Source organism: Nocardia farcinica (assembly GCF_029867845.1).
Taxonomy (GTDB): domain Bacteria; phylum Actinomycetota; class Actinomycetes; order Mycobacteriales; family Mycobacteriaceae; genus Nocardia; species Nocardia farcinica_A.
Genome location: NZ_JARWRU010000299.1, coordinates 1 through 7,788, shown reverse-complemented (window position 1 = coordinate 7,788; position 7,788 = coordinate 1). Strand labels below are relative to the sequence as shown.

At 70.0% G+C, this 7,788-nt stretch carries 8 protein-coding genes; 3 read left to right on the top strand and 5 right to left on the bottom strand.

The genetic code is table 11. The features are described from left to right. The 5 genes from QH283_RS06510 to QH283_RS06490 form a co-directional block, all read right to left on the bottom strand. Positions 1 to 240 (bottom strand): aldolase/citrate lyase family protein (locus tag QH283_RS06510; RefSeq protein WP_280502111.1); only part of this gene is annotated, 240 nt, incomplete at its 3' end. 40 nt (positions 241 to 280) lie between these two features. Next, complete coding sequence (hpaH, locus tag QH283_RS06505; protein ID WP_280502110.1) at positions 281 to 1,093, bottom strand: 2-oxo-hept-4-ene-1,7-dioate hydratase; 813 nt, start codon at positions 1,091 to 1,093, stop codon at positions 281 to 283. Next, positions 1,090 to 1,971 carry an alpha/beta fold hydrolase gene (locus tag QH283_RS06500; protein ID WP_280502109.1) on the bottom strand — a complete coding sequence of 294 codons (882 nt, stop codon included), beginning with the start codon at positions 1,969 to 1,971 and terminating at the stop codon, positions 1,090 to 1,092. Before QH283_RS06500 ends, hpaH begins: the two co-directional genes overlap by 4 nt. A 7-nt stretch (positions 1,972 to 1,978) precedes the next feature. Further along, positions 1,979 to 2,557: a VOC family protein gene (locus tag QH283_RS06495; protein ID WP_280502108.1), complete on the bottom strand. Its 579-nt coding sequence runs from the start codon at positions 2,555 to 2,557 to the stop codon at positions 1,979 to 1,981. A gap of 64 nt (positions 2,558 to 2,621) precedes the next feature. Continuing rightward, complete coding sequence (locus QH283_RS06490) at positions 2,622 to 4,025, bottom strand: MmgE/PrpD family protein (RefSeq protein WP_280502107.1); 1,404 nt, start codon at positions 4,023 to 4,025, stop codon at positions 2,622 to 2,624. A gap of 304 nt (positions 4,026 to 4,329) precedes the next feature. On the opposite strand from QH283_RS06490, the gene QH283_RS06485 reads away from it, so the two are divergent. The 3 genes from QH283_RS06485 to QH283_RS06475 form a co-directional block, all read left to right on the top strand. Beyond that, a complete protein-coding gene (locus tag QH283_RS06485; RefSeq protein WP_280502106.1) occupies positions 4,330 to 5,598 on the top strand; it encodes a hypothetical protein in 1,269 nt (422 codons plus the stop codon). Between the two features lie 35 nt (positions 5,599 to 5,633). Beyond that, positions 5,634 to 6,608, top strand: coding sequence for a flavin reductase (locus tag QH283_RS06480; RefSeq protein WP_280502105.1), 975 nt, complete (start codon positions 5,634 to 5,636; stop codon positions 6,606 to 6,608). Positions 6,609 to 6,676: 68 nt separating this feature from the next. After that, on the top strand, positions 6,677 to 7,788 hold a 1,112-nt coding region (locus tag QH283_RS06475; RefSeq protein ID WP_280502104.1), incomplete at its 3' end, for an aldehyde dehydrogenase family protein.

Genomic DNA, 7,788 nt, shown 5'->3' with positions numbered 1-7,788 from the left:
GTCGGCGGCGTGCTCGCCCAGCAGGGCGCCCGCCGCGGCGATGCCCTGCAATTGCGCGAGCACGGTGCGCAGATCGTTGGGACCGTGTTCGGCGTCGATGAGCAGCCAGTCGTAGCCGCACCCGGCCAGCAGTTCGGCGGTGTAGCCGTCGGCGAGCACGGTCCACAGGCCGATCTGCTGTTCGCCCGCGGCCAGCCGCTGCTTGAATCGGTTGGGCGGGGTCGTCCGGGTGATGGACATGACGGTGGTGCTCCTCTTGCTCGGGCGGGGGTGGGGCAGGTCAGGCCAGGCGGAAGGAGATGGCGCCGAGCCTGCCGTAGTCGGCGTGGATCACGTCTCCCGCGGTCATCGGGATCGGCCGGGTGAACGACCCGGCGAGCACGATCTGGCCCGCTTCCAGGCGCTCGCCGTAGCGGTGCAGGCGCCGGGCCAGCCAGGCGACGCCGTTGGCCGGATGACCGAGCACCGCGCCTGCCAGGCCGGATTCCTCCACGATGCCGTTGAGGTAGATCAGCGCGCCCACCCGGGGCAGGTCCACCTCGTCCGGGCGCACCGGCGAGCCGCCGAGCACGATGCCTGCGTTGGCGGCGTTGTCGGAGATGGTGTCGAAGACCTTGCGCGGCGCGCCGGTCTCCCGATCGAACTGCTCGATGCGCGCGTCGATGATCTCCAGCGCGGGCGTGACCCGGTCGGTCGCGTTCAGCACGTCGTTGACCGAGACATCCGGTCCCGCCAGCGGCGCGCGCAGCAGGAACGCCAGTTCCACCTCCACCCGCGGCTTGATGAACCGCCGCGCCGGGATGACCGAGTTGCTCTCGTAGACCATCTCGTCGAGCAGGGTGCCGTAGTCGGGTTCGTCGATCTGACTGCTGACCTGCATGGCGCGCGAGGTCAGCCCGATCTTGTGGCCGACGATCCGCTGGCCCTCGGCCTGTTTGATGCGCACCCACTCGCGCGAGACCGCGTAGCCGTCCTCGATGGACATGTCCGGGTAGCGGCCGGAGAGGTGGCGCACCTGCTCGCGGCGCCGCTCGGCCTCGTGCAGCTCCCGCGCCAGCGCGGCGCAGGTCTGCCGGTCGAAGGTGACGGTCATGCCACGCTCACCCGGTCGCCCGCGGTGAGGAACCGCTCGGCCAGCTCGTTGAACTCCTCGGCGCGCTCGAACTGCGCCCAGTGGTCGCAGCCGGTCATGTCGACCACCTCGACATTCGGCACGATCTGCGCGAGCAGGCGGGCGTTGTCGAGGAACATGTTCGGCGCGTCGACCGCGGCGATCACCAGCACCGGCTGGCGCAGGCCCGCCCACTGCTCGCGGGACAGATCCTGACCGCCGGTGGTGAAGGCCAGCAGGTGCTTCATGGCCGCGGCCATCTCCGGCTGCTGGTAGATGCGCAGCCGCACCGCCACCAGGTCGTCGATCAGGTCCTCCTGGTTCAGCATCAGCCTGCCCATCGCGGCCGTCACCGATTCCCAGGACGGGGCCTCGGCGGCGTTCTGCCTGCGCTTGCGCACATCCGCGCCGAACTTCTTCTCCTCTTCCGGGTCGACGATGATGCCTGCCGGTGCGATCATCACCAGCTTGTTCACCCGGCTCGGATGGTCCAGCGCCATGCGGGCGCCGACCCACGAGCCCAGCGAGACACCGATCACCGCGGCCTCGGACACCCCGAACGCGTCCAGCACCGCCAGCGCGTGCTCGGCGTAGTCGGGGATCAGGTACGGACGGTCCGGCTTGTCGGTGTAACCGCAGCCGAGCATGTCGATCCCGATCACCCGGTGGGTGCGGGCCAGCGCGCCGTAGTTGGCGCAGAAGTTCTCCAGGCTGCCCGCCGTGCCGTGCAACAGCAGCACGACGGGCGCGTCGGGATCGCCTGCGGTCAGGTACCGCGTGCGGACGCCGCCCGCATCGATCCAGCCGAGCGTGTGGGGGACGGTGTCCAGACAGGTCCACACGCTCCGATAGTTCCGCACGGCCGTGTCACCCCTGTAGCTGGAAGGAGACCTGGGCGGCGGCCAGACGCTCGCGCATCTTCGCCATCCACTCCTCGCGGGGGCAGGCCTCGGGATCGCGGGCCACGAGCGCCTCGGTCTGACGCATGATCTCCTCCTCGGAGTCGGTCAGGTCGAGCGGCTCGCCCAACGGCTGCTGCACGTAGAACGGGGAGTGGGCGTAGACCTCGATCATGTTGCCGTCCGGGTCGTCGATGTAGACGCTCCAGGCGTTGCCGTGGTTCTTGACGACCTCGACCGGGATGCCGGTCTCCTCGACGTGCTTCCAGAAAGCGCGCAGCTCGGCCAGGCTCGGCACCAGGAACGAGATCTGGGCGGTGGTCGGCGGGGTCTCGGGGTCGCGGCCCGCGATCAGCGCCAGCTGGTGGTGCTCGGAGGGGTCGGCGGACAGGAAGGCGCCGGGACGGCGCGTGCCCGCCTTGCCGGACTTGCCGAGACCGGAATCGGTCACGACCATGCCGAATTCCCTGGTGTAGAACTCGATCATGGCGTCGAGGTCTTTGCAGAAGATGCCGAGGTGCGCCAGACGCGGATTGAAGGTCGTCATGCGTGGTCCTTTCGGAGGTGGTCTGTCGGGGTCGGGATGTCCGTGGTGCCGGAACGGCTTGTGACTAGACGGCGGCGGGGACCGGCGCCGCGCTGAGGGCGGCGGCCAGTTCGGCGACGTCGGCGAGGTTCTCCAGGTCCTTGATCAGGTCGAGCGCGCGGGCGGCCTGATCAAGCGGGATGGCGCCGGAGAAGCGGACGTTGCGCCAGAACTTGTCCTCGATCGCCGCCAGCGGCACCGGATTGCGCAGCCAGCCCTTGGGCGCGCTGCGCTCGGCCTCCAGTACCCGCCCGTCGGCGAGGAAGATCCGCATGCGGCTGTGCTGATTGTTGCCCAGGGGCAGGTTCGGCAGTAGGCGCACGCGTGTGGCGAGATCGAGCACCGCCGGATCGTGGATGGCGGGGGCGATGTAGTGCTCGAGTTCGGGGCGGCCGCGCAGGATGGCGTTGGCGACGCCGTAGGGGATGGTGAACAGCGCCTTGGGCTGCTGGTCGGCGGCGGTGGGCACCTGATTGAGGAAGTGGTCGATGCGGTTGGGCGGCACGTCCAGTTCGACGGCGGTCACGTCGGCGGCGTCGAACTCGTGCTCGGCACGGATCTGCAGCACGCACTCGATCGGGTTGTGGTTGCCGTAGCAGGAGGGGTGCAGCTTGTGCTGGCCGTGCACGTAGAAGATCTCGCCGAGGTCGGCGACCATGTTCTGCGGCGCGGGCTCGCGGGTGTACAGCTCGAAGTAGCCCTGGCGGCTCTCCAGCGCGTCGCGCACGCCGCCGAAGCCGTTGAGCGAGAGCTGGCAGGCGACGATGCCGTTGTGGGCGGCCTGCGCGCCGGGCAGCTTGAACGAGTGCACGCCGTCCCAGATGCCCTGGAACGAGCCCGCCATCATGTTCAGCAGGATGCCGAAGGCGTTGCGCAGCTGGTCGTGGTCGAGGCCGAGCAACCTGCCCGCGACGGCGGTCGCGCCGAAGGCGTTGGAAGTGCCGCAGACCTCGAAGTTGTTGTCGAAGTCGAAGCGGTTGGCCACCGAGACCCTGGCCGCCACGTCGCCGCCGAGCACCACCGCGGCCAGCAGCTCGCGGCCGCTGGCTCGGGTGTACTCGCCGACCGTGACCGCCACCGGCTCGGTGGTCGAGCCGACGTGGCCGACCATCTTGCCCTCGTTCACGCCCTCCGGCTCGGGGCCGCAGACCTCGAAGTCGAACGAGCGCACCTGCAGGGAGGTGATCATGGCGGCCTGGGCAGGCGGCATCCGCTCGGCGCGACCGGGGATGCCGACCTCGGGGTTGCCGCCCCAGCCGCGGTACAGCTCGATCACGGGGTCGTTGCCCTCCACCGCGACGCCGGACAGCGCGCAGCCCATCGTGTCGACGAGCCGCTTCTTGGCCGCGAGCACGACCTGGTCGCCGAACGCCTCGTAGGGGGTGTCGAGGACGTGGGCGACGATGCGGTCGATCAACGAATCGGTCATGCGGGAAAACCTCCAGGAACGGGGCGCGCGAGATCATGGGCCGGGGCCGTCGGCGGTGTCGACACTAGGGCCGCCCGCCCGGCCCGGGAATGTCGGTATTCCACGCCTCGGAAAGAGCCGAAATCCCCGTATCCCGGGTGTTCGCACGAACAGCGGGATCGTCGGTGACGCAGGTCGCAGCTTTTTCGGCGGCCATTCCACTCCTCGGAAGAAGTGGATCGGAGTGTGCCACCCGGTCGGCTTAGTCTCGGTCCGCAGCCGCGTCGCCCGACGACGCGCGTTCCTCGTCGAAGGAGATCCACGAATGCTCACCACCTCGGAAGCCTCGCCCGCAGCCCCTGCCACGGAGGCCGACTTCGCCGCGGCCCGCTCCCTGGACTGGAGCGACTATCGCGCACGCGCCGTCGAGGAGGGCCGCCGCTTTCTCGGCAGAGTCGAGGACATGCTCGACACCGTTCGCGCTGTCCGTGAGGAGTCCGAGGCCGAGGTCCGGGTTCCCGACGCTACCGTCGAGGCGATGTTCGGCACCGGCCTGTTCCGCGCGTTCACCCCGCTGCGCTACGGCGGCCTGGAGATGGCGCCCGCCGCCTTCTTCGAGGGCATCATGCGCATCGCCGAGGCCGACAGTGCCGCCGCCTGGATCGCGGGCCAGCTCAATGTGCACTCCTTCGAGATCGCGCTGATGGACGAGCGCATGCAGGACGAGTTCTGGGGTGAGAACCCCGACGCCCGCGCCTCCAGCTCCTACGCCCCGATCGGCAAGTGGGAGCAGATCGATGGCGGCTACCGTCTGAACGGAACCTGGACCTTCTCCAGCGGCGTCGACCACGCCCAGTGGGTGATCCTCGGCGGGTCCGATCGCAACTTCGTCGTGCCGATCGCCGACGTGAGCATCGACCACGACAGCTGGGACGTGCACGGCCTGAAGGGCACCGGCAGCAAGGCGGTCACCCTGACCGACGTCTTCGTCCCCGACCACCGCACCCACCTGCTGGTCGACACCTACAACGACGCCAACCCCGGTTGGGCGGTCAACAACCGCCCGCTGTACTGGGTGTCGTTCACCTCGATCTTCAACTCGACCCCGGCCAACACCGTGATCGGCACCGCCACCGCGGGCGTGGACACCTTCGTCGAGCAGTCCCGGGTGCGGCTGACCCGCCAGGGCACCGGCGCCCCGGCGGCGCAGAACCCCTTCCTGCACCTGAAGGTCGCCGACGCCATGACCAGGGTGCGGACCGTGAAGCAGCGCCACCTGCAGAACTGGCGTGACCTGTTCGACCTGGCCTGCCGCGGCGAGGAAGCGAGCCCGCTGGAGCGCATGCGGGTGCGGTTCGAGGCCGCCGACACCATCGCCACCTGCTTCGAGTCCTTCGCCGAGATCTGGCCGATCGCGGGCGCCGCCGCAACCGCGAGCTCGAACCCGTTGCAGCAGACCATGCGCGACCTGATGGCGGCGCGCAACCACGGCTCGGCGGGCAAGGAACTGGCCGCGGGTCAGTACGTGAAGACCATCTTCGGTCTGCCGCCCGCCCCGTTCAAAGACCTCGGCACCCTGAACTACTACAAGTAGTCCGGGCCAGGAGAGGACCGATCCCGTTGACTCAGATGACCGACCAGTTCATCACCGCCGTTCTCGAGGAAGGCGATCCGGCCGAGGACACCCGCGCGTTCCGGCGCGCGCTCGGCCAATTCGGCACCGGCATCACCGTGATCGCCAGCAGTTCCGGCGACGCGACGGTCGGCATGGCGGCGAATTCGTTCTCCGCGGTGTCGCTCGACCCGCCGCTGGTGCTGTGGTCCATTCGCAAGGAATCCCGCAGCGCCCCGGCATTTCTCGGCAACGGCCATTTCAGCGTCAATATCCTGGCCGATCATCAGATGGAATTGTCGGCGCTGTTCGGCAAGCCGCAGCCGGGCCAGTTCGACCAGGTCGACTGGACGCCCGGCCGCCACGGCGACCCGCTGCTCGACGGCGCGATCGCCCATTTCGAATGTGTCACCGAATCGGTCCTCGACGGCGGCGACCACCACATCATGCTCGGCCGGGTGGAACGCTTCGCCCGCTACCAGGGCGCCCCGCTGCTGTTCACCCAGGGCCAGTACAGCGTCTCCCAGAGCCACCCCGATCTGGCGCTGACCGCCGACACCTCGTGCGCGGCCACCGACACCCAGCCCGAGGAATCGCTGTTCATGTCGCTGTTGCAGGCCACCGACCACCACATGTCGGCCCTGTTCCAGCACCACCGTCGGCAGGTGGGTGTCACCCTGGCCACCGGCCGCGTCCTGAACCGGCTCTCGCGTGGGGCCTGCACCACCGAGGCGCTCGGCCACGACACCTTCCTCGGCGAGAACACCGTCGAGGACGCGCTGAGTGAACTGGTCGACAACGGCCGGGTGTATCGCGACGCGGAGGGCAACTGGGCGCTGACCGAGGAGGGCAGGCAGGTGCGGCGCGCCCTGCGGCGCAGCGCCGAACAGTTCACCGAGGCGCAGCTGCGCGGGATCTCCAAGGAGGATCTGGAGACCGCCGAGCGCGTGCTGGCCACCCTGCTCGGACGGGGCCGCCGCGAGGGGTGGTGACCGCCCGGCGGCCGTGTCGCAATCGGCAATGTAATCCCCTGCCAGCCAGACGATCCGGGAGAGATTCCATGACCACCACCCCATCGGTCGGCGCCGTCGACCTTCGGCACCTCGTCGGCGGACGCTGGGAGTCCGGCGGCGCCGAACCGTTGGTCTCCGCCAATCCGGCCCGGCCGGAGGAGATCGTCGCCGCCGGGCGCGGCGCCACCGCCGCCGACGTCGACCGGGCGGTCACCGCCGCCCGCCGCGCCGCCAGGGCGTGGGCCCGCACCCCGATGCACGAGCGCGGTGCGATCCTGATCCGCGCCGCCGCCGCGCTCGAGGCCGAATCCGGCGCACTCGGGCTGGAACTGGCCCGCGAGGAGGGCAAGACGCTGGCCGAGGGCACCGGCGAGGTGCTGCGGGCGGCGCAGATCCTGCGCTACTACGGCAACGAGGGCGACCGGGTGGCGGGCGAGGTGTTCGCCTCCCCGCGCCGCGGCGAACGCATCCTGGTGACCCGCAAACCGCTCGGCGTGGTCGGCGTCATCACCCCCTTCAACTTCCCGATCGCCATCCCCGCCTGGAAGATCGCCCCCGCCCTCGCCTACGGCAACACGGTGGTGTGGAAACCGTCCGGGGCGGTGCCGCTGCTGGCCGCCCGCCTCACCGAGGCGCTGGTCGGGGCCGGCCTGCCCGACGGCGTGCTCAACCTGCTCATCGGCTCCGGTGAGCTGGGCACCGCCATCGTCAACCATCCCGGCGTGGACGGCATCACCTTCACCGGCTCCACCACCATCGGCCGCCGCATCGCCGCCGCGGGCGCCGCGAGCGGGGTGCCGGTGCAGGCCGAGATGGGCGGCAAGAACGCCGCCGTCGTGCTCGCCGACGCCGACCTGGATCTGGCCGCCGAACAGGTGCTCTTCGGCGCGTTCCGCTCCACCGGCCAGAAGTGCACCGCCACCTCGCGCCTGATCCTCCAGGATGCCGTCGCCGACGACTTCCTCGACCGGCTGCGCGCCCGACTCGACGACTGGATCGTCGGCGACCCCACCGACCCGGCTGTGCACATGGGCCCGGTCGTCAGCGAGACCGCCCGGCGCGACATCCGCGCCGGCATCGATCGCTCCCTCGCCGAGGGCGCCACCCTGCTCATCGGCGGTCGCGAGGTGCCCGAGACGGGCCACTTCGTGCCCGCCAC